We start from the raw sequence: 20,496 nt of genomic DNA on the forward strand, positions 1-20,496 counted from the left end.
AAAAAAGGTCATAAAGATGTCACGTTTAACCATACACACAGTCGAAACCGCTCCTGAAGCCGCCAAACCACGCGTTGAAGCCGTATTGAAAAACAACGGCTTTATTCCTAACCTGATCGGCGTTTTGGCCAATGCGCCGGAGGCTTTGGCGTTTTATCAAGAAGTCGGCAAAATGAATGGTGCCAACAGCCTGACTGCCGGCGAAGTCGAAGTTATTCAAATCATTGCCGCGCGTACCAATGAATGCGGCTTCTGCGTTGCCGGCCACACTAAACTGGCAACCTTGAAAAAACTGCTTTCCGAACAATCCATTAAAGCCGCACGCGCGTTGGCTGCGGGCGAGTTTGACGATGCCAAACTGAGTGCTTTGGCGACATTCACCCAAGCCGTTATGGCGAAAAAAGGTGCGGTATCCGACGACGAGTTGAAAGCTTTCTTTGATGCCGGTTACAACCAACAGCAAGCCGTTGAAGTCGTTATGGGCGTTGCTTTGGCAACCTTGTGCAACTACGTCAACAACCTTGCCAAAACCGAAATCAACCCTGAATTGCAGGCATTTGCCTAATCCCATCAAAGGCCGTCTGAAAATTCAGACGGCCTTTCTTAAAAGAACTCAATATCGCCAAAATATCCAGAGGAAAAAAAATGACACGCGAAGCTTTACTGAACAATGTTGCCGAACTCGTTAAAAGCAAATTAAAACCATTGGTGGACGACATCGACCGCAAAGGCCTGTACCCGAAAGAATTTATGCTGGAATTGGGCAAAATCGGCGGTTTTGCCGCGACCGGTACGGTTGAAGAAGGTGGTAACGGTTTGGGTTTGGCAACGCAAATCGCCGTATTGCGCGAAATCGGTAAAGAATGCGGCGCGACTTCGTTCAGTGCATGGTGTCAGGCGGCTTGCGCGTGGTATCTGCACCAATCCCCCAACCAAGCGGTTAAAGACAAATATTTGGCCGATATTCTGCAGGGCAAAGTTTTGGCTGGTACGGGCATGTCCAATACCGTCAAACACCTTGCCGGTATTGAAAAACACAATCTGCAAGCCGAGCGCGTCGAAGGCGGCTACAAAATCAACGGCGCTTTGCCTTGGGTATCCAATATTGGCGAAGACCACATTTGGGCAAATACCGCCCAAATCGGCGACAGCTATGTGATGTTTATCACCGGCGGCCAATGGGAAGGCGTTACCCTGCAAAACTGCCCTGAGTTCTGCGGTTTGGAAGGCACGCGCACTTACAGCCTGAATTTTAAAGACGTGTTTATTCCCGATGAAGATGTGATTGCTGCGCCTGATCAGTTCCAGTCTTATATCCCGACCATTAAAGCCGGTTTCATTCTGCTGCAAATGGGTATCGGTGCCGGTGTGATTGACGGTGCGCTCGGCATTATCCGCATGGCCAATGTGGTGAACGCGGAAGTAAACTCATACCTCGACCACAGCTACGATGAATTGAAAGCCACTTTGGACGGCGCATGGGCGGAAACCGAACGCCTTGCCGATGATGCGTGGAACAACAAACCTGACACGCTGGCAACCTTGAAACTGCGTGAAGCGGCTGCCGTATTGGCACTGAACGCCACTCAATCTGCCGCATTGCATGCAGGCGCGAAAGGTTATCTGATGCGCAGCCCGGCGCAACGCCGCGTCCGCGAGGCCATGTTCGTCGCCATCGTAACACCGGCCATCAAACACCTGCGCAAAGAAATCGCCGCTTTGGAAGCAGCGCAATAAATTCAAAATATCAACAATAAGACACACGAAAGGCCGTCTGAAAATACGGTTTCAGACGGCCTTTTAAAATGGAAGGAACACCAAATGGCACAATATATGTGCGGCCCTTGCGGCTGGATTTACGATGAAGATGTCGGCGACCCCGAACACGGCCTGCCGGCAGGTACCAAGTTCGAAGACATCCCCGACGACTGGAAATGCCCTGAATGCGGCGTAGGTAAAGAAGATTTCTACCTTCTGGACTTTACCATATAAATTATCCGATTATTTAATAAAAAGGCCGTCTGAAGTTTCAGACGGCCTTTGTTTGCTTAATTGTCAGCGGTAGAGCGAAACAATGGTTTCAGCCGCTTTGACACAGCTTTCCACGTCGGCAACCAAAGCGATGCGGACGTAGCCTTCGCCCGGATTGCCTTGCTCGGTATCGCGGGCAAGGAAGCGGCCGGGTAACACTTGGATGGCGGCTTTCTGCCACAGGTTGCGCGTGAATGCCAAGTCGTCGCCGTCGGGAACTTTCAGCCAAATGTAGAACGATGCGTCAGGCAGTTTGACATCGAATACCTGTTGCAAAATCGGAATGACGCGGTCGAATTTTTCTTGGTAGAGGCGGCGGTTGGCGATGACGTGTTCTTCGTCGTTCCAAGCGGCAATGCTGGCACGTTGGACAGGAATGCTCATCGCGCTGCCGTGGTAGGTGCGGTAGAGCAGGAAGTTTTTGAGCAACTCGGCATCGCCTGCGACAAAGCCGGAACGCAAACCGGGGACGTTGGAGCGTTTGGACAGGCTGGTGAACATAATAATGTTGTGCGTGCCGCGACCTAATTGCGCCGCAGCCTGCAGACCGCCGATCGGCTTGTTGCCGTCAAAATAGATTTCTGAATAGCATTCGTCAGAGGCAATAACGAAGCCGTATTTGTCTTGCAAATCAAAAATTTCTTTCCAGTCTTCTAATTGCAGGACGCTGCCGCTCGGGTTGTTGGGCGAGCAGACAATCAGAACTTTGGTGCGCTGCCATACGTCTTCGGGCAGGCTGCTCCAATCGGGATTGAAGCTGGGTGCCGGGCAGTTGGCAAAATAGATTTCGCCGCCGCCCAATATAGTCGCGCCTTCATAAATTTGATAGAACGGATTAGGGCTGATAACGACCGGTTTGGGGCCGTCTGAAGCCGGATTTAAAACGGTTTGGATGAAGGAGAACAATGCTTCCCGGCTGCCCAATACGGGCAGGATTTCATTGTCGGGATTGAGGCTCAAACCATCATAACGGCGGGCAACCCATTCGGCGCAGGCTTGGCGCAGTTCGGGCAGGCCTGCGGTCAGCGGATATTTTTCCAGTTCGTGCAGGGAGGCGGTCAGCGCATCGGTGATGACTTTGGGCATCGGGTGTTTCGGCTCGCCGATTTGCAGATGAATGGGCGTTACGCCTGCGGGTGCGTCAATGCCTTGCATGGCTTCACGCAAGCGGGCGAAAGGATAGGGTTTGAGGTGGTTCAATAATGGATTCATGATGTTTCTGCTGGATAAATTCAGGCGATAATCTTAGCATTTTTTAGATGGATTGGGACAAAAAGGCCGTCTGAAAACAGGGTTTGGATGTTTTTCAGACGGCCTTTTGAGTGTTGATACGTTTATTTGGCAAGGACGGCAGGCAAGGAACCGTTTAAGAGATATTGAATGGTTTCTTGAACCGTACGGATGGCATTGCCAAAAGGCAGTGGGTCTTTACCGCGGAAAAACAGGCCTTTATCGACTTCACCGCGGAATGCGGCGGAAAGTTGGATGTCGATACAGAATTGACCGGCTTTGGCCAAACCATCGCGCAAACCGCAGCTGGTTAGGCAGTTCAGGCCTTGGGTGCAACGGCGCGGATCGTTTTTGGCGTTGGCTTGCAATTTGGCTTCGCGTTTGATGTAGCTGTCGAGGAATTTGGTGCGCACGCCGCGTGCAGGCAAACCGGCGACAGACATGAATTCAACCACTTTTTCGGTTTCCGCACCGGCCAGCGTTTTTTTGAAGTTGATGTGGGCATCGCCTTCTTCGGTTACGGCAAATGCGGTACCGATTTGGACGGCAGATGCGCCCCAGTTTTTCAAGGCTGTTTTGACTTTTTCAAAGTTTGCCATACCGCCGGCGAGTACCAACGGGATTTTTTCGCTTTCCAAACCTAAGTTTTTGAATACTTCAAATGTCTCTTCAATGACGCGTTTGAACTCGAATTTGGCATCGTTCACGCCGTCAACGGTTGCCGCGCCCAAGTGGCCGGCCGCGTGGGCAGGGTGTTCGATAACGATGGCATCGGGCAAAACGCCTTTTTTCATCCAACGTTTCAAAACGATATTGATACCGCGTGATTCGGACAAGATAGGGAAAAGGGCGACATCTTTGTGGTAGCCTTCGGCCATTTCCGGCAAGTCCAAAGGCAAACCTGCGCCCATTACAATCGCGTCCGCACCGGATTCGCAGGCCTGGCGGACATAGGCGGCATGGTCTTTGACGGCTTTCATGACGTTGACGGCAATCATGCCTTTGCCTTCTGAATCGGCTTTGGCTTTTTTGATTTCGCGGTCAAGCGCGATGCAGTTGAGGCGGGTGTATTTTTCTTCGCTGGAATTGATTTTCGATTCGGCCAGCAAATCTTCATGCAAGTGGCGCAAATCGACGCTGGCGATGGTACCCACGCCGTTTTCTCGTGCAACCGCGCTGGAGAGTTTTGATGCGGAAACGCCTACACCCATGCCGCCCTGTACGACGGGAATCAGTGATTTGTCACGGATAATCAATGGGTCAAAGTTGTTTTGCATGAATGCTCCTTCATAGATTCTGGATGGTGCCGTCTGAAATCCTATGAAATGGATTGGATAACGGACTGATGTGTATATAAATAAGTGTGTTTTTCGCCGTCGTTTTTCAGACGGCATGAGGCGTGTTTTTAAAATTTTAGGAATTATACTCTAAGTTAATGTAAAAATTAGAGTATTAATACAGTTTTTTTAAAGAAAAAATTGAAAAGTCTTGTTAATAAAGGAATAAATCTTATATTGAGTCGGATGAGCAAGAAAAATCGGCTGATAAATACGGCAAATAAAAAGGCCGTCTGAAACGTAAATTTCAGACGGCCTTAAATTAAGTAAGTAAATCAGACAGAGGTCGGATTACATTTGTTTTTTAGCGGCATCGATGGCGCGTTGGTCAGGGTTGATCAAGATTTCAACGCGGCGGTTTTGTGCACGGCCTTCAACAGTGGCGTTAGAAGCGATGGGTTGACGGGAACCGTAACCGAAAGTGCTCAAACGGGTGCTGCTTACGCCGCGGGATTGCAGGAAGGTGGCAACAGATTCGGCGCGGTTGCGAGACAATGGCTCGTTGATGGCGTCGTTACCGGTGTTGTCGGTGTGGCCGTTGATGGTCAAAGTCGTATCAGGATATTGAACCAAAGTTTGTGCAGCGGCAGACAAAGCGCTTTGAGCTTGGCCGCTCAGGGCCGCGCTGCCGGTGGCGAAGGTTACGTTTTCAGGCATAACCAGCTTGATTTGGTTGCCTTGGCGTTCGACTTCGATATTGGTGTTGGCCAGGCTTTGACGCAGTTTTTTCTCTTGGTAGTCCATGTAACCGCCGATACCGGCACCTACTGCACCACAAGCCAATGCGGAGTTACGCGCGCCTTTGCCGCCGTGGGTCAGCGCACCGACGATGCCGCAAACGGCCGCACCGCCCAAGCCGTACATGGCGGTTTTGCTGGCGGATTGTTGGCCGGTAACAGGATCGGTCACACAGCCGGTGAGCGCCAAAGGAATTGCAGTAGCAATAACGGTCAGGGGTTTCAAGAATTTCATGTCGTATCCTCTTTTTAGATGACGGCTCGGGCCGTCTGAAAAAAATGAATAAAAACCGCGTGGGTCATTACGGATTTATGATACCCAATATCCGAAACGCAAAAGAATGGGTTTAACCCGATATTACGAAAATATTTGCCAGTTAACATAATTCTGAAGCATTTCTGCATTTTTCTGGCAGCTTGGCCGTTTTGCCGTGAAATAACCAGCAAAGTTTTTTACAGTTTCTTCCGTTTTTTCTGCTTGCGGCGATACCAGTTGACGAATGCCCATTTCAATCTGACCTTGACGTCATATCCCACCGAACCTGCACCCAGTATGAGCAAAACGGCGGAAACGGGCAGGGCGAAATGATGGCCGACCAGATGATAACCCCATGCGCCAACCACGCCGCCCAGCAAAAACGACAGCATCAAGCCGCTTAAAAGCCACATTTTCGGTTTGTTGACGCGGACGTGCGGCAGGCGCGGATGATGCTGTTTAGAGTAATAAAGCGCGCGTGAGATTTCAATGCCCAAGTCGGTCGCCGTGCCGGTCATGTGGGTGGAACGGATGGCGCCGCCGGAAAGAAGCGTGATAACCGTATTGTGCATACCCATAATAAAACATAATAAAAACAATGCTAAAGACGGCATAATAAAATCAGAGCCGCCAAAATCCCACTCCATCGCAGCAATACCGAACCAACCGAATATCAACAGATAAACTGCTTCCAGCCACATGGAAAACCCAAAGCTGCCACGGAAACGCATTTGTTGCGTCCATAAAATCACCCAACCCGAATGCGCGGCACCGGCAACAAAACACAACACGCTGATGAAAGTTACTGCGGCAGACCACCAGTCTTGGAGATACAGCACATCAGCCAAAAGAGACATGGAGCCGGTTACGTGGGAAATATAGCGCGCAAAAGCAAAGAATCCCCCTGCATTAATCGCACCGGCAAGAAAGGCCATGATGTAGCCCAGCCGTCTGAAACGGGCATCGGAAATATTGTGTTCGTGCAGATACGGACGGTCCGCCTGCCAAAACGGCGGCGTGTGTTGCCTATGGTGGCGCAATCGGTAGGAGTGGGGCGGTTTGTCAGCGTTCATCGAGTGGGTTTGGAGTTAAACATTCATACAGGGTGTATTTTATATGCAACTGTCTGCCGATAAGAACAAATAATCTAAAGTGTTCCCAAGTTGCCACACTTGCCCATTACACAATGAGGGCGTACATTAATAGAAAGATATAAACATAAGGAAACATCCGATGAATCCTATCCGTCTGACCTTATTGTTTGGCGCCGTTACATTGCTGGCCGCCTGCGCCACCACGCCCGAGCAAAAAGCCGCACGCGCCCAAGCGCAGAAACGCTATGAGCAGGATCTTCAAGTCAATCTTGCCGCACAATGTGATCAGGAAACAGCCGCGCTGATTCGCCGCAAATTTGAAGAAGAAGGCAAACCCGGTGTAGCAACTGCGGAACAAAAAGCCTTCCGCCTCAAATATATCGACAAAGTTTCCGACCCGATGTTCCAAGCCTGCTACAAAATGGCATGGCAAAACTATATTTCCCAAGAGCAGCTGCGCGAAGCCCGCTACTATCGCTATTACGACGATTGGGGTTATCCGTTTGGCCGTTATCCTTGGTGGTGGTAAGGTATTAACAAACTTTAGGGCCGTCTGAAAGCATATATTTATTGGTTTCAGACGGCCTAAGGTTTATTGAAACGGCAATAACGTTTACAATAGCCGCCTATTCAAACACACTACCCACCACCCATGAACATCTGGCTTGGACAGCGACACCCGCCCCAATTTCCGCAAGGAGCCGCCGTAACCATCGGCAACTTCGACGGCGTACACCTCGGGCACAAACATATCCTGCAAAAACTCAAACGAGAGGCAGACCGGCGCGGTCTGCCTGTTGTCGTTGTTATTTTTGAGCCTCAGCCCAAAGAGTTTTTTGCGCGTAAAGCCGGGAAAAAGCTGCCTTACCGCATCAGTCCGCTGCGTACCAAATTGCGCCTTTTGCGTGAAACCGGCTGCGTGGATGCCGTTTGGGTTTTGCGCTTTAACCAAACTTTCTCCGAGATGAGCGCACAAGCGTTTATCGACCGGCTTTTGCGAAAAACGCTCAATACGCGTTATCTGCTGATTGGCGATGATTTCCGTTTCGGTGCGGGTCGGGAAGGCTGTTTTGAACTTTTGGCACAACAGCCCGATATGCAAACCGAGTGCACACCGTCCGTTATCGTTGAAGACATCCGCACCAGCAGTACCGCCGTCCGCCAAGCCCTTTCAGACGGCAAGTTGGAATACGCCAAAAAACTGTTGGGACACGATTACGTGTTAAGCGGCAAGGTCAAGCACGGGCAAAAGCTCGGCCGCACCATCAACGCGCCTACCGCCAACGTCCAGCTTCCCCCATATCATTATGCGCTAAGCGGCGTATTTGTCGTCGAAGCTGACGGCGCATTCGGTACGCGCCGGGGCGTGGCCAGCTTTGGTTTTAACCCCACTGTCAGCAACAACCGTTCGCAAAAGTTGGAAGTCCACCTGTTCGATTTCAGCGGCGATTTGTACGGCCAGCGCATCTTCGTCCGCTTCCTGCACAAACTGCGTGACGAGAAAAAATTTGAAAGTATCGAAGCATTGAAAACCCAAATTTTGCAAGATATGGAAGATGCAAAGGTTTGGAAACCATAGAAACGCTTCTATACGCTTATAAAATCAAGACAATTGGGCTACAATAAGTCCTTTGAATTCTTTCAGACGGCCTGTTCTTTTTAAAATGAGCAATCAGGCCGTCTGAAACCGAAATACCGCAACAATAGAGATTAGAAAATGACCGATTACAGTAAAACCGTAAACCTGCTCGAAAGCCCGTTTCCAATGCGCGGCAATCTTGCCAAGCGCGAGCCTGCATGGCTGAAAAGCTGGTACGAGCAAAAACGCTACCAAAAACTGCGCGAAATCGCCAAAGGCCGTCCGAAATTTATTCTGCACGACGGTCCTCCGTATGCCAACGGCGACATCCACATCGGTCATGCCGTCAACAAAATCCTCAAAGACATCATTATCCGCAGCAAAACCCAAGCCGGTTTTGATGCGCCTTATGTGCCGGGCTGGGACTGCCACGGCCTGCCCATCGAAGTGATGGTAGAAAAGCTGCACGGCAAAGACATGCCCAAAGCCCGTTTCCGCGAATTGTGCCGCGAATACGCCGCCGAACAGATTGCCCGTCAGAAAAAAGACTTTATCCGCCTGGGCGTGTTGGGCGATTGGGACAATCCCTACCTGACCATGGATTTCAAAACTGAAGCCGATACCGTGCGTATGCTCGGCGAAATCTACAAGTCCGGCTATCTCTACCGCGGCGCGAAACCGGTTCAGTTCTGCTTAGACTGCGGTTCTTCGCTGGCGGAAGCGGAAGTGGAATACAAAGACAAAGTATCGCCTGCGATTGACGTTGCCTATCCGTTTAAAGACAATGCCGCGCTTGCCGCCGCATTCGGTTTGGCAGGTATCGAAGGCAATGCGTTTGCCGTCATTTGGACAACCACGCCTTGGACGCTGCCTGCGAGCCAAGCTGTTTCAGCCGGCGCAGACGTGGTGTATCAACTGATTGATACGCCGAAAGGCAAATTGGTATTGGCGAAAGATTTGGCAGAAGACGCGCTCAAACGCTACGGTTTTTCAGACGGCATTTCTATTCTTGCCGAAACCACCGGCGACAAGCTGGAAAACCTGCACATGAATCATCCGTTCCTCGAACGCGATATCCTCTTGCTCAACGGCGAACACGTTACCACCGATGCCGGTACGGGCTTGGTGCACACTGCCCCTGCGCACGGTTTGGAAGACTACGCTGTCTGCAACAAATACGGCATCGAGCTTTACAACCCTGTTAACGCCGAAGGCCGATACATCAGCGAAACGCCGCGCGTCGCAGGCATGAGCGTTTGGGAAGCGAATCCCGTCATCCTGCAATGGCTGGAAGAAACCGGCAACCTTTTGGCAAGCAACAAAATCGAACACAGCTATGCCCACTGCTGGCGCCACAAAACCCCGCTGATTTACCGTGCTACAGGCCAATGGTTTATCGGCATGGACAAAGCCGGAAGCGACGGCAAAACCCTGCGCGACAAAGCCATCAAAGCCGTGGACGACACCGAATTCTTCCCATCATGGGGGCGTGCGCGTTTGGAAGCCATGATTGAAGGCCGTCCTGACTGGGTGGTTTCACGCCAACGCTATTGGGGTACGCCGATGACTTTCTTTGTTCATAAAGAAACCGGTGAACTGCATCCGAACTCTGCCGAGCTTTTGGAAAAAGTTGCCCTGAAAATCGAAGAAAAAGGCATCGAAGCATGGTTCTCACTCGATAAAAGCGAATTGTTGAGCGCGGAAGATTGCGAAAACTACGACAAACTTTCCGATACGATGGACGTATGGTTCGACTCCGGCTCGACCCATTATTCCGTCTTAAAACAGCGCGAAGAATTGGATTGGCCCGCCGACCTCTACCTCGAAGGCAGCGACCAACACCGCGGCTGGTTCCAATCCTCCATGCTGACCGGTTGCGCCTCATCAATGGGTCGCGCCCCGTACAAACAGCTTCTGACCCACGGTTTCGTGGTTGACCAAAACGGCCGCAAAATGTCGAAATCTATCGGCAACGTTGTTGCGCCGCAAGAAGTCTATAACGAATTCGGTGCCGACATCCTGCGCCTGTGGGCGGCATCCACCGATTACAGCGGCGAATTGGCGATTTCCAAAGAAATCCTCAAACGCGTAACTGAAAGCTACCGTCGTATCCGCAACACCTTGAGCTTCCTGTTTGCCAATCTCAGCGACTTCAATCCTATTGAAGATGCCGTGCAACAGGCAGACATGGTGGAAATCGACCGCTATGCCTTGGTATTGGCACGTCAGCTGCAAGAGCGTCTGGCAGGCGACTTCTATCCTCGCTACGCCTTCCACTTTGCTGTAAAAGACATTGTTTCTTTCTGCTCGGAAGATTTGGGCGCGTTCTACCTCGACATCCTGAAAGACCGCCTCTACACCACCAAAGCCGACAGCCACGCCCGCCGCAGCGCGCAAACCGCCCTGTACCACATCACGCGTAGCCTGGTTCTCTTGATTGCACCGATTTTGTGCTTCACCGGCGAAGAAGCGTGGGACATCATCGGCGGCGGCGAAGAAGACAGCGTCCTCTTCCACACCTGGCATGAGTTCCCACCCATCAACGAAAAAGCTGAAGCCGAACTGGTGAAAAAATGGACGGCAATCCGCGAAGCCCGCGAAGCGGTAACCGCCGCCATCGAGCCTTTGCGTACGGACAAAACCGTTGGTTCTTCATTGCAAGCAGAAGCCAAAATTACGGCTCCGGAAGAAATTGCCGACTATCTGAACACTTTGGGCGAAGAATTACGTTTTGCTTTGCTGGTGTCTAAAGCTGAAGTGAAAGTCGGTGATGAACTTGCCGTTACCGCCAAAGCCAGCGACGGCGAAAAATGCGAACGCTGCTGGCACTACACCCACGATGTGGGCGCAGTTGCAGGCCATGAAACCATCTGTAAACGTTGTGCCGACAACGTTGACGGTAAAGGCGAAGACAGACATTACGCTTAATTGTTTGGTCTAAGATAAAGGCCGTCTGAAAACTTTGAAAATAGGTTTTCAGACGGCCTTTGTTTATTGAATCTGTTTCGTATAGCGAATAGACTTTGGAAGGTAATTAGGGTTTGTTCCTTGGGTAAACCGCCGGAAGGGACTTTAAGTTACTAAAGGTTGAAGTTTAATTGCATAAAATAACTCTTACGTCAGGGAGAATTTGTTGAGGATATAGGAATGACTCATAATTATGTGTCTATAATTAAGATCAATCATTACAATTCTTTGTTTGAAAGTCTTTAATAAAACAATGAGGTATCATATGCGCCCTAAAGATAAGTTTGACATCAAGGCTTGCAAAAGGATCAAGGAGTGCAACGATGAAGAATTAATTGAGATGGGAGAATGGCTCTCTGGGTGGTTGGGAGATGCCAACTTTCCTATTTTTAGTGAAATTGTTGAAATTTTTATAGAAAGACAAGATACATTACTCCCTTTCATTTCTAATATTTTTTACTCGAATGATAGTATATGCATTTATTGGGTTTTACTTGAACTTTATCCAAAATTATCCTATCAAAACCAAGTAACCTTAGCTATTGATTTGGAACATTGTCTTCATAATATTTCAGAAAAATTAACTTTGGATGAAGATGATGAGAACCTTAAAGAAATCTTGGAAAAAGTTTTAAATTAAGTTAGATACATATTTAATGATTTTGAAATAATGTTTTGTCGGAGAAGAAACCTTTCAAAGGGTCTTACTTATTCGATGTATTTTGAACCTTCAAATAGCCTCATATTTACATTTTTATCCTTAAACAAACTTTCGTTTTATCTGATATAAAAAGCCGTCTGAAACAAGTTTTCAGACGGCTTTTAGCTATTCTATTGCTAAGTAGAAATTAGCGGACAGAGCAAGAAGTTTCTACTTTGTTGCCGTATGGGTCAGTGAAGCCGAAGAATGCTTCGCTGCCTTTTTGATGCCATTCGGCACCTTTGCCGAACAAGCCTTGGTTGGCAACATAGCGTTCGCCTGAACCTGCAACGGCAGAAGACAGGGTGGCAACTTTGTCGTCAAGGCGCAATTCAACTTGATCGGTGCTCAGGTTGCGGATTTGTACAGACAGGCCGTTTTCGCAGCTGAATGATTGAACACGGGCATCATGATCGTGTGCACGGCCGTGGTCATGATTGTGCTCGTGACGGTGACCATGGTCATGTTGATGGGCTTCGGGTGCAGCGCAAGCAGCGAGGCTCATGGCGGCGGCAATTGCAAGCAGGGCTTTTACTTTCATTTTTGACTCCTATGGTCAGTGTTGAAGGGAGAATGTAGCGGCATGTTATAAATATCTTTATGGCTTCACAATAGGGATAACCATTATTTACTTTTTCTTCCTGTTTCCGGGAGTATGGCAGGATTCGTTGTAGTTTTGATATGAATGATTAATGCCGTTTGAAAAAAAAGCCGCACTTGCGCTAGAGGTAAACGAAAGTGCGGAAAATTCAGAGAGTTACATTGAAATATGGGTTGGGCCGCTTAACGCTGGCGTGCTTTAAAGCGGGGGTTGCTCTTGCAAATAACGTACACTTTGCCTTTTCGGCGGACAATTTGACAGTCGCGGTGTCGTTTTTTTGCAGTTTTCAGGGATGAGAGGACTTGCATCATTTATCCTTTCTGAAGGAAGACATCATGGATTGGTAACGTTGGTTGAACTTACTGGCGCGGCCTTCGATATTGACGTTGCGTTGTTTGCCTGTGTACACGGGGTGGGACGCGGAAGAAGTATCAAGCGAAAAGAGGGGATACTCTATGCCGTCTTTCCAAACCATGGTTTTGCCGTGGGTATTGGCGCATGAACGGATGAGCCATCCTTGGTCTGCGCCGCTGTCGTAAAACAGGACGGTACGATAGTTGTCCGGGTGAATATCGGGTTTCATTTCTTTCTCCAGTGAATGTTATGGTATAACATTATACTCCTAGAAAAAGAGCAGGCAAGTGTTTTTTGTTTTTCTTTATCACGGGATTGCGGCATTTTGATAAAATATGCGGTTTCAGACGGCCTTTTTTATGAGGCCGTCTGAAACATTTTGTTTTCTGATGATAGGAATATGATGTATCTGCATAAGGGTTTCAGATTGGGCGGTGCGGTAAGCAAGGTGATGCCGATTGTCCATGTATTGTCCAAGCTGGGGCTGTTGTTTTCATTGCTGTTGGCCGTGCCGACGCTGATGTCGTATTTTTATCACGACAGCGCGTTTTTCGTATTTGCCTATACGGCGTTGACCGTATTGCTGGTGTCGTGCGTAACTTGGGTGCTGACGCTGCGTTTCAACCGTGAATTGCGGCCGCGCGACGGATTTACCTTGGTACTGATGCTGTGGCTGGCTTTTGCTGTCGTGGCGGCGATGCCGATTTATTTCTATATGCCGTCCATGAGTTTTACCGATGCATTTTTTGAAGCGATGTCAGGGCTGACGACGACGGGTGCGACAGTGATTTCCGGCTTGGATACGCTGGCACCATCTGTAAACTTTTGGCGGCACATGCTCAACTGGCTCGGCGGCATGGGTATTATCGTGCTGGCTGTGGCGATTTTGCCGATGTTGGGCGTGGGGGGGACGCAGCTCTTCAAAGCGGAAATTCCGGGTATGGATAAGGAAAGCAAGATGGCTCCCCGTATTTCGCAAGTGGCCAAACGGCTGTGGTTTGCCTATGCGCTGACAACTGCTGCAGCCTTTGTATCCTTGCATATTGCCGGTATGGGCTGGTTTGATGCCTTGTGTCATGCAATGTCGGCTGTGGCCTTGGGCGGTTTTTCGACACATGATGACAGCGTTGCCTATTTTGATTCTGTGGCAGTCGAATGGACGTTGATGTTTTTTACTGTCTGGGGCGGTATTAATTTTGCCAGCCATTTTACTGCGCTGGGCAACCGCTCTTGGCGGGTGTATTGGAAGGATGAAGAATGCCGCACCATGTTGCTGGTTTTGTCGGGCAGTATTTTGATTTCGGCATTGTATCTGTGGCAGCAGGACGTGTACCAAAGCCTTGGCGAAGCTTTGCGTTTTGTCAGCTTCAACTTTGTGTCCATCGGATTGGCCAGCGGTTTCTCCAATGCCGACTTTGCACAATGGCCGCTGATTGTGTCGTTGTGGATGTTTTTCCTGTCGAACGTCTTGGCAAGCTCAGGCTCTATGGGCGGCGGTATTAAAAATGTGCGCGCTTTGGTGTTGTTCAAATTCAGCTTGCGCGAGATGTTGATTTTGCTGCACCCGCGTGCGGTTCGTACGGTAAAGGTCAACAACAACTCCATTCCGGACCGTATGGCGCTGACCGTTATGTCGTTCATTTTTATTTACTTTATGACGGTCATCGTATTCAGCTTTTTACTGATGGCCGCAGGCTTGGACTTTTTATCCGCCTTCACGGCAGTCATTGCCTGTATTACCAATGCCGGCCCGGGCTTGGGTGCAGTCGGTCCGTCGCATAATTATGCCGCGCTGAGCGATGTGCAGAAATGGCTGTGTGCGGCAGTGATGCTGTTGGGACGTTTGGAAATTTTTACCGTTTTAATTTTGTTTACTCCGGCATATTGGAAGAAATAAGTGTAGAAAAAGGCCGTCTGAAATTTCAGACGGCCTTTTTATAAATAGCTAAATTTAAGCGTATTGCTTGAGCAGTTCTTTAAATTGTTCGCCGGTTTCAGGGTGTTTCAAACCGTAAGCTACAGTCGCTTCAAGGTAACCCAATTTGCTGCCGCAGTCATAGCGCTTGCCTTCAAATGCGTGAGCCAAGACAAACTCATGATCAAGCAGGCGGGCGATACCATCAGTCAATTGGATTTCACCGCCGGCACCGCGGGGCAGGTTGGTCAACAAGTCAAAAATACGCGGAGTCAGGATGTAGCGGCCGACAACAGCAAGGTTGGAAGGTGCTTCTTCGGGTTTGGGTTTTTCAACGATGTTGATAATACGTTGATAGTTTTTCAGCTGCTCGACTTCGACGATACCGTAAGAACCGGTTTGGGAAGGATCGATGGTTTCAACGCCTAAAACGCTGTTGCCGCTTTGGTTGTACACGTCAACCATTTGTTTTAGCGCACCTTTAGGCGTATCAATCAAATCGTCTGCCAAAATAACGGCAAAAGGCTCGTTACCAACGGCTGCCTGCGCGCACAATACGGCATGACCTAAACCCAATGCTTCGGTTTGACGGATGTACATGCAGGTAATGTTGGGAGGCAGAATATCGCGAACGTGCGCCAGTAGTTTGTCTTTTTGACGCAATTCCAATTCGGTTTCCAACTCGTATGCTTTGTCAAAGTGGTCTTCGATGCTGCGTTTGTTACGGCCGGTGATGAATACCATTTCGGTACAGCCGGCTTCAACCGCTTCTTCGACTGCATATTGAATCAGAGGTTTGTCCACGATAGGCAGCATTTCTTTGGGGCTGGCTTTGGTTGCAGGCAGGAAACGGGTGCCCATACCGGCAACAGGGAAGACGCATTTTTTAATGGGTTTCATATTATTATCCTATTTGATTAAGGGTTATACCCCAAAAGTGTAAAGGTGTAGTCGTATGTAGTGATGATACCACATGATAAAGTATCAGTCGGTTTAAAAGGCGGATTGCTCATAGATACTGTCTTATCCCAGCAACGACAGCAATTCTTCTTCGCTCAATACGGCTATGCCCAGTGTTTGGGCTTTTTCCAATTTACTGCCTGCTGCTTCTCCGGCGACAACGTAGTCGGTTTTTTTGGATACGCTGCCGGAAACTTTACCGCCTGCGGCTTCGATTATAGCTTGGGCTTGGTCGCGTTTGAGCGTGAGTAAAGTCCCTGTCAATACAAAGGTTTTACCTGCTACGGCCTCGTTAATGCCGTCTGAAATAGTTTCATCTTGAAGATTAGACAGTGTTTGTGCAAAAAAAGTTTTCATATTTTCAAGCAGGGCTGCGTTTTGCGGTTTGCTGCGCCAGGTTTGCCAATCGGCAGGCAACGCTTTATCGCTTTGCAAACCTTCTATGCTTTTGCCGGCAAGTTCCCACAAGGCTAGTGCTTTGGTTTCGCTGATTTTAAAATCGGACAGACGGGCAATCCAGCGTTGCGGCTCGGCATGGCGCAGCGGCGGGATGGTGACAGCCTGGCTTTGCGGGGCAACACCTACTGCCAGCAGCTCGTCTATCATCGCCTGCTGCGCTTCTTGGGCAAAAAAGTGGGCGATGGAGTGGGCAACCACCGTGCCGATATCGGGCAGGCAGGCGAGGATGGGTTCGGGTGCGTGGCGGACGTGTTCGAGCGTACCGAATGCCTGCGCCAGTGTTTTAGCGGTACGTTCGCCGACGTGACGGATGCCGAGGGCAAAAAGGAAGCGCGCAAGTTCGGGCGTTTTGCTGGCTTCTATGCCTGCAAGGATGTTTTCTGCCCATTTGGTCGGCTGTTTTTTACTGGTTTTGCTAAGCAGGGTAATGCCAGTCTCGCCTTCAAAGTCTCCAATTTCACTGTTTGATGGTTCTTCCTCATTAGCCGATGCTTTGTCTGCCATTTCCTTCATTTTTTGCAGGGTCGGAATATCGAGGCGGTAGAGGTCGGCAAAATGGCGGACGAGGTTTTGGGCGACAAGCTGCTCGATTTGTTTTTGACCGAGTCCGTCAATGTCCATGGCTTTGCGTGAGGCGAAGTGGATTAAACCTTGCGCGCGTTGTGCTTGGCAAAGCATACCTCCGCTGCATCGAGCAACTGCTTCGCCTTCTTCACGTTCGATTTCGCTGCGGCAGATAGGGCAATGAGTGGGCAGGCGGTAGGGTTTGTGCAACGGTTCGGCTTGGGTTTTAGAAGGTGTTTCGGCAAACAAATCGTCTTGCAGGCCGTCTGAAACGGTAACGTTAGCCTCTTGCATTGGGCGGCGTTCGAAAATCACGCGCACCACCTCGGGAATCACGTCTCCGGCGCGGCGTACGACAACGGTATCGCCAACGCGTACGTCTTTTCGAGACACTTCGTCCTGATTGTGCAGGGTGGCGTTGGTTACGGTAACGCCGCCGACGAATACAGGTTGCAGGCGGGCAACCGGGGTTACTGCGCCGGTGCGCCCGATTTGTACATCAATGGCTTCGACAATGGTCAATGCTTCTTCGGCAGGGAATTTGTGGGCAATGGCCCAGCGCGGCGCACGGGAGATGAAGCCGAGTTCGCGCTGTTGCGCCAAACTGTTGACTTTGACCACCATGCCGTCGATTTCGTAGGGCAGAGTAGGGCGTTTTTGCTGCATTTGCTCGTAAAACGCCAATACTTCGTCGATATTTGGGAAGCAGCCGAAATTACCGTCAGGTAGGCTGAAGCCGAGTTCTTTACAATAGTTCAGCTCTTGCAGATGTTCTTCCGCGACAAAACCACCTTGTTGTCGGGCGATGGAATAGGGGAAGAAATGCAGTTTGCGCTGTGCCGTAATGCGCGAATCGAGTTGGCGCAGGCTACCGGCGGCGGCATTGCGCGGATTGGCGAAAGGTTTTTGTCCGTTTTCAGCCTGTCGTGCGTTTAAAGTGGCAAAATCGGCTTTGAGCATCAATACTTCGCCGCGAATTTCGATAAGTTCGGGAATATTTTCTCCATGCAGGCGCAGGGGAATGTTGGATACGGTTTTGACGTTTTGGGTAACGTCTTCGCCTGTGGTACCGTCGCCACGGGTTGCCGCTTGAATCAATACGCCGTCGCGGTAGAGCAGGCTGATGGCCAGACCGTCAAATTTAGGTTCGATAACGTATTCCGGTTTTTCGCCGTTCAAACCGCCACGCACGCGCTCATCGAAAGCATACATTTCGGCATGGTCGAATACGCCGTTTTCATCTTGTGGCGAGAAGGCGTTGGTCAGCGACAGCATCGGTACTTCGTGGCGCACTTCGGCAAAGCCTGCCAGAGGTTCGCCGCCGACGCGCTGGGTTGGGCTGTCGGGCAGTTTGAGCTCGGGGTAGTTTCGTTCCAATGCTTCAAGCTCGCGGAACAATTTGTCGTATTCGGCGTCGGGTACGCTGGGCGCATCTAGGGTGTAGTATTCGTAGGCGTAGTGGTTGAGGAGGTCGGTCAGGTATTTGATACGTTGTTCAGTCGGATTCATTGTGTAATCGGAATAGAGTTTTCAGACGGCCTGATGATAGAGAGGCCGTCTGAAAATCGATGAAGATTGAAGATGAAGGGATTTTACCTGAAAAAAGCGGATATGCCGTCATTGCATATCCGCTTTTTGATTGGGGAAATTTAGGAGAACAGGCGCAGGGCTTGTTTGCTGCCGGGTTTGAGGCCGACTTTAAGCATTTCTTCCTGACGGGCCAAAACGTAGTTGCGTACGTCTTTGAGCCATTGGGTGGAAACTTCTTCCATTTGGTCGTTAACCAAATCCAAGCTGAGTTGGCCGGAAAGTTTGACTGCCAAGTCCATAAATTTGTCGAAAGTTTTTTCGCCGGCCGGAACGTGCGGAATATCCAGCAGCATGCTGAAGCCACGGTAGGCTTGGTTGTCCAGCAAAGGATTGGTAAACGGTTTGTTGTCCAAAGTATGGATGGAGAACAATTGAGGATTGTTGTGGTCGCCGAAGTGGAACGCGCCGTCTTCACCCAATTTGAAACCGGTTTCTTCCACGGCGGCACGCAATTCTACGCCGCTGATGTTGGAATGGGAAACCAAGTGAATGGCGATGGTTTGGTCAACACGCGCACAGAATTGGTCGAGGGCTTGTGCGACTTCGGTGAACGCGTCCAAGTCGGTATGCAAAACTTTGCCGTCCATCAGTTGGGCAAAGGCATCAACCTGTTGGTCGAAGTGTTGCAGCTCTTCACGCGCGGCCAAACCATTGCGGCTGACAGCTTGCAGGCCCATGACGAAGCCTTGGTAGTAAACGCCCGGAATCGGCTCGGCAACGCGGAAATGGTCGTCCATGGTGCAACCGATGATTTGGAAGCGGTGGGTAGCGGAAAGGCGCGGCAGGGCATGCAATTCTTGGGCTTGTTTCAGGGAGATGTAGGCCATGTAGTCGAAGCGCGGGTCAAACCAAGGCAGCTCGACTTGAGACAATTCGTCCAAGCTGATCAATGGTACTTGTGCCACAGGTTCGGCTGCGGTTTCTACCGGAGTGGAAGCGGCTTCGGCAGGGCTTACGGTAATTTCGTTGTTCAAGCCGATAACGGTGTGTTGGACTTTTTCTTCTGCGGAGAAGTCGTCTTCCACAGTCAGCTCAACATCGGTTTTAAGCTGGGCAGGGTGGGCCAGTTTGGCTTTGGCCGCGTAGATTTCATCTTGTTCCTGCAGGTTGCGCAATGCCTCTTCGTTTTTTTTGTTTTTCTTGATAAACAAACCTTGGCCGCCGGTTTCTTTGCTGTCGCGGACGTGTTTGGTTTTGCTGGTCAAAAGTGCGTCTTTATCGGAATGGCCGAATTGTTCGCGCACTTGTTTGCGGTATTGGTTTTCCTGGTACATGTTGTAACCGATGACCGCCAAAAGGGCGGCGAGGGCTAAGACGATGAAAATCATGGAGTAATCACTTTTTAAAAAGGCAGCATTCCGTCTTTTTCAGGGTGCGGAATCTTGCTGCGCGGGCAGTTCGTTGGAGCCGGACTTTATGCGTCCGAATGAATAGCTGAATTATAACGAAAATAAACGGTTGTGACAGCATTATGTCTGCCAATCAGTGTTCAGGCCGTCTGAAAGTTATCCGCGCCGGACGGGAAAACCTGCTTTTTGAAGGCGTGGCCAATCGAAGAAATGTCCGGGATCGGTTTTCCTGTCCGGAGCGATGTCCTGATGACCGGTAACGGCCTGAATTGGGTAATGTTCGGAAATGGCGGTCAGCAAGGCTTGCAGGCTGGTGTATTGTGCTTCGGTAAAAGGCTCGAAATCGCAGCCTTCCAGTTCGATACCGATGGAAAAGGCATTGCATTTTTCTCTGCCTTGAAACGACGATATACCTGCATGATAGGCCATATCGTCGCAGGAAACGAATTGGACGGTTTCACCCTCACGGCTGATGAAAAAATGGCTGGAAACGCGCAAGGCGTGGATGATGCTGAAGAAAGGATGCTCGTCAGGGTTGATTTGGTTGGTAAACAATTTTTCCACCGCACCTGTGTTGTACTCAAAAGGAGGAAGGGAGATATTGTGGAGGACAACCAATGAGACGTTTTCATCCGGTTCGCGCGGGCTGAAATTGGGCGAATGAGTTTGGCGTGCATTCAGCCAACGGCCGTTTTGCCAAGTGTTTTTGGAAGGAGAATTCATGGTTTCAGACGGCCTTTCGGGATAGGAAAACATACGTTTGGGAATGCGGC

The 20,496-nt window shown here is 50.0% G+C and carries 19 protein-coding genes; 8 read left to right on the plus strand and 11 right to left on the minus strand.

What is annotated here, in order from left to right:
• Positions 1-16 precede the first annotated feature (16 nt).
• The 3 genes from BBP27_RS01835 to BBP27_RS01845 all read left to right on the plus strand — a co-directional run bounded on the left by BBP27_RS01835 (position 17) and on the right by BBP27_RS01845 (position 1,992).
• Positions 17-565, plus strand: a complete 549-nt coding sequence (locus BBP27_RS01835; RefSeq protein ID WP_003747319.1) for a carboxymuconolactone decarboxylase family protein — start codon at positions 17-19, stop codon at positions 563-565.
• Between the two features lie 80 nt (positions 566-645).
• Positions 646-1,737, plus strand: a complete 1,092-nt coding sequence (locus BBP27_RS01840; protein ID WP_188212185.1) for an acyl-CoA dehydrogenase family protein — start codon at positions 646-648, stop codon at positions 1,735-1,737.
• A gap of 84 nt (positions 1,738-1,821) precedes the next feature.
• Positions 1,822-1,992 (plus strand): rubredoxin, encoded by a 171-nt coding sequence (locus tag BBP27_RS01845; protein ID WP_003747315.1) that lies wholly within the window; start codon positions 1,822-1,824, stop codon positions 1,990-1,992.
• Positions 1,993-2,055: 63 nt separating this feature from the next.
• Here the strand turns inward: BBP27_RS01845 and dapC are convergent, their stop codons facing one another.
• From dapC to BBP27_RS01865, 4 genes are all read right to left on the minus strand, one after another.
• The gene (gene dapC, locus BBP27_RS01850) at positions 2,056-3,243 is read right to left on the minus strand and encodes a succinyldiaminopimelate transaminase (RefSeq protein WP_188212184.1); all 1,188 of its coding nucleotides are present in this window, start codon (positions 3,241-3,243) and stop codon (positions 2,056-2,058) included.
• A gap of 122 nt (positions 3,244-3,365) precedes the next feature.
• Positions 3,366-4,538, minus strand: coding sequence for an NAD(P)H-dependent flavin oxidoreductase (locus BBP27_RS01855; RefSeq protein ID WP_070625475.1), 1,173 nt, complete (start codon positions 4,536-4,538; stop codon positions 3,366-3,368).
• A gap of 351 nt (positions 4,539-4,889) precedes the next feature.
• The gene (locus BBP27_RS01860) at positions 4,890-5,570 is read right to left on the minus strand and encodes a YiaD family glycine zipper/OmpA-like lipoprotein (RefSeq protein ID WP_003747310.1); all 681 of its coding nucleotides are present in this window, start codon (positions 5,568-5,570) and stop codon (positions 4,890-4,892) included.
• Positions 5,571-5,788: 218 nt separating this feature from the next.
• Complete coding sequence (locus tag BBP27_RS01865) at positions 5,789-6,664, minus strand: YoaK family protein (RefSeq protein ID WP_003747306.1); 876 nt, start codon at positions 6,662-6,664, stop codon at positions 5,789-5,791.
• 160 nt (positions 6,665-6,824) lie between these two features.
• Here BBP27_RS01865 and BBP27_RS01870 point away from each other — a divergent pair, with 160 nt between their 5' ends.
• From BBP27_RS01870 to BBP27_RS01885, 4 genes are all read left to right on the plus strand, one after another.
• Positions 6,825-7,214: a hypothetical protein gene (locus BBP27_RS01870; protein ID WP_070625471.1), complete on the plus strand. Its 390-nt coding sequence runs from the start codon at positions 6,825-6,827 to the stop codon at positions 7,212-7,214.
• A 123-nt stretch (positions 7,215-7,337) separates the two neighbouring features.
• Positions 7,338-8,264, plus strand: a complete 927-nt coding sequence (gene ribF, locus BBP27_RS01875; RefSeq protein WP_003747302.1) for a bifunctional riboflavin kinase/FAD synthetase — start codon at positions 7,338-7,340, stop codon at positions 8,262-8,264.
• A 138-nt stretch (positions 8,265-8,402) separates the two neighbouring features.
• Positions 8,403-11,192 (plus strand): isoleucine--tRNA ligase, encoded by a 2,790-nt coding sequence (gene ileS / locus BBP27_RS01880; protein WP_188212183.1) that lies wholly within the window; start codon positions 8,403-8,405, stop codon positions 11,190-11,192.
• 304 nt (positions 11,193-11,496) lie between these two features.
• The gene (locus BBP27_RS01885; protein WP_070625469.1) at positions 11,497-11,871 is read left to right on the plus strand and encodes a DUF5071 domain-containing protein; all 375 of its coding nucleotides are present in this window, start codon (positions 11,497-11,499) and stop codon (positions 11,869-11,871) included.
• Positions 11,872-12,079: 208 nt separating this feature from the next.
• On the opposite strand, the gene BBP27_RS01890 is transcribed toward BBP27_RS01885, so the two are convergent.
• The 3 genes from BBP27_RS01890 to BBP27_RS01900 form a co-directional block, all read right to left on the minus strand.
• Positions 12,080-12,472 (minus strand): MliC family protein, encoded by a 393-nt coding sequence (locus BBP27_RS01890; protein WP_070625468.1) that lies wholly within the window; start codon positions 12,470-12,472, stop codon positions 12,080-12,082.
• Between the two features lie 242 nt (positions 12,473-12,714).
• Positions 12,715-12,840: a type B 50S ribosomal protein L36 gene (gene ykgO / locus BBP27_RS01895; protein WP_003685279.1), complete on the minus strand. Its 126-nt coding sequence runs from the start codon at positions 12,838-12,840 to the stop codon at positions 12,715-12,717.
• Entirely contained in the window at positions 12,840-13,115 is a 276-nt protein-coding gene (locus BBP27_RS01900) for a type B 50S ribosomal protein L31 (RefSeq protein ID WP_003747294.1), read from the minus strand. The genes ykgO and BBP27_RS01900 overlap by 1 nt, the downstream gene beginning before the upstream one ends.
• Positions 13,116-13,286: 171 nt before the next feature.
• On the opposite strand from BBP27_RS01900, the gene BBP27_RS01905 reads away from it, so the two are divergent.
• Positions 13,287-14,783, plus strand: coding sequence for a TrkH family potassium uptake protein (locus BBP27_RS01905; protein WP_049348339.1), 1,497 nt, complete (start codon positions 13,287-13,289; stop codon positions 14,781-14,783).
• 54 nt (positions 14,784-14,837) lie between these two features.
• On the opposite strand, the gene galU is transcribed toward BBP27_RS01905, so the two are convergent.
• From galU to ampD, 4 genes are all read right to left on the minus strand, one after another.
• Positions 14,838-15,701, minus strand: coding sequence for a UTP--glucose-1-phosphate uridylyltransferase GalU (gene galU / locus BBP27_RS01910; protein WP_003747291.1), 864 nt, complete (start codon positions 15,699-15,701; stop codon positions 14,838-14,840).
• Positions 15,702-15,824: 123 nt separating this feature from the next.
• Positions 15,825-18,293 carry an NAD-dependent DNA ligase LigA gene (gene ligA, locus BBP27_RS01915; protein WP_188212182.1) on the minus strand — a complete coding sequence of 823 codons (2,469 nt, stop codon included), beginning with the start codon at positions 18,291-18,293 and terminating at the stop codon, positions 15,825-15,827.
• Positions 18,294-18,433: 140 nt separating this feature from the next.
• Positions 18,434-19,702 carry a cell division protein ZipA C-terminal FtsZ-binding domain-containing protein gene (locus tag BBP27_RS01920; RefSeq protein ID WP_188212181.1) on the minus strand — a complete coding sequence of 423 codons (1,269 nt, stop codon included), beginning with the start codon at positions 19,700-19,702 and terminating at the stop codon, positions 18,434-18,436.
• A gap of 177 nt (positions 19,703-19,879) precedes the next feature.
• Positions 19,880-20,446: a 1,6-anhydro-N-acetylmuramyl-L-alanine amidase AmpD gene (gene ampD, locus BBP27_RS01925; RefSeq protein WP_188212180.1), complete on the minus strand. Its 567-nt coding sequence runs from the start codon at positions 20,444-20,446 to the stop codon at positions 19,880-19,882.
• Positions 20,447-20,496: the final 50 nt, after the last annotated feature.

It is taken from the genome of Neisseria sp. RH3002v2g (genome assembly GCF_014596425.2).
In the GTDB taxonomy this organism is placed as follows: domain Bacteria; phylum Pseudomonadota; class Gammaproteobacteria; order Burkholderiales; family Neisseriaceae; genus Neisseria.